Raw genomic sequence first — 1,634 nt, 5'->3', positions numbered from 1 at the left:
GAGTGCCGACGATCCGGGTCTGCACGCCCTGCCAGAGCAGCACACCGTGGTCGGGTGGTTGGCCACCACCGCCCGGGTAGAACGCCGAACGGTGCCCGAGGCGTACGGCGACACCCCGCTCGTCAACGGCGTCGCCTACCCGTACCTGGAGGTGCGGCCACGCGCGTACCGGTTCCGGATCCTCAATGCCTGCCTGGACCGCAGCCTCAACCTTCAGCTCTACCGCGCCTGCTCCGACGCGGCGATGTGGACGGCCGACGGGGCGCTCGCCGACCCCGACGCCGGTGAGGTGCCGATGGTGCCAGCCGCGCGGGCGGCGGACCGTCCGGCGGGGTGGCCCACCGACGGACGCGACGGCGGTGTGCCGGATCCGCGCGCCGCCGGCCCGGAGTTCATCCAGATCGGCAACGAGGCCGGCCTCCTGCCGGCACCGGTGGTGCTGCCGAACCAACCGATCGGCTACCGCTACGACCGGCTCGACCCGACCGTGCTGAACGTCGACGGACACACAGTGCTGCTCGCCCCGGGCGAACGGGCCGACGTGCTCGTCGATTTCACGGCCGTGCCACCGGGTAGCACGCTGATCCTCTACAACGACGCTCCGGCCCCACTGCCCGGCTTCGACAGCCGCTACGACCAGCACACCGATGCCCCGGACCGCAGCGCCGAGGGCGGCCCGCCCTCGACCGAACCGGGGTACGGCCCGAACACCCGCACCCTGCTCCAGTTCCGGGTCACCGGGACGCCCGAGCCGCCGTACGACCTGAGCCGGCTGCGCGAACGGCTGCCCCTGGCGTACGCGGCCAGCCAACGCCCGCCGATCGTCCCGCAGCCGGCGTACGACAGGGCGTTCGGCACCCGGACACCGGCGCAGACGACGGTGCCGGTGCACGCCTCCACTGTGACGTTCACGCCGACGGCCGGCACCGGCCCGGTGACCCTGCCGATCGCGGTGAAAGCCGCGCAGCAGATCTTCGAGCCGGACCACGGCCGGTCGGCGGGCCGGCTCGGCGTCGGGCACCCCCACGCCGGGCCGCTCAACCCGACGACGCTGCCGCTCGGTACGACCGACCCGGTCACCGAGGTGCTTTTCGCCACCGACCCCGCCGTGCCGGTGGGCTCCCCCACCGACGGCACGCAGCTCTGGCGGATCAGCGGCAACGTCCGGCAGACCGAGCCGTTGCACGTCGCCGGCTGCGACGTGCAGGTGATCAACCGGGTTGGCTGGGACGGCACGCTGCGACTCCCGCACGGCACGGAGCTGGGCTGGAAGGGGGTCATCCGGGTCAACCCCCGCGAGGACGTGGTGGTGGCGCTGCGCCCGGTCGCGCCGGTGCTGCCGTTCAAACTGGGAGACAGCGTCCGGCTGCTCGACCCCTGTCGTCCGGCCGGAGCGCGGACCGGGTCGACGCCGATCAGTCCGATCGACGGGCGACCGGCCACCGTGGTCAACCAACTGGTCAACCTGGGCTGGGAGTACCGCTGGCACAGTCAACTCGCCGGCCACCGCGACGGCGGGATGAGCCGGCCGCTGGTGCTGCGGGTGGCGCCGAAGGCGCCGACCGGGCTGACAGAACGGAAGATCAAACATCTGAACAACACTCAACAATAAAGCTATATCGGATTGCCTGGTC

The 1,634-nt window shown here is 72.2% G+C and carries 2 pseudogenes; one reads left to right on the top strand and one right to left on the bottom strand.

The features are described 5' to 3' along the window. Positions 1-121, bottom strand: a pseudogene (locus ABZ749_RS34910) (alanyl-tRNA editing protein); the annotation flags it as partial. Here ABZ749_RS34910 and ABZ749_RS34905 point away from each other — a divergent pair. Next, positions 92-1,573 (top strand): annotated as a pseudogene (locus ABZ749_RS34905) (hypothetical protein); the annotation flags it as partial. The pseudogenes ABZ749_RS34910 and ABZ749_RS34905 sit on opposite strands and share 30 nt — an antisense overlap. Between the last annotated feature and the right edge of the window lie 61 nt (positions 1,574-1,634).

Origin of the sequence: Micromonospora sp. NPDC047753 (genome assembly GCF_040642735.1) — a bacterium.
Lineage (GTDB): Bacteria > Actinomycetota > Actinomycetes > Mycobacteriales > Micromonosporaceae > Micromonospora.
This window is presented reverse-complemented; position numbering and strand designations above follow the sequence as displayed.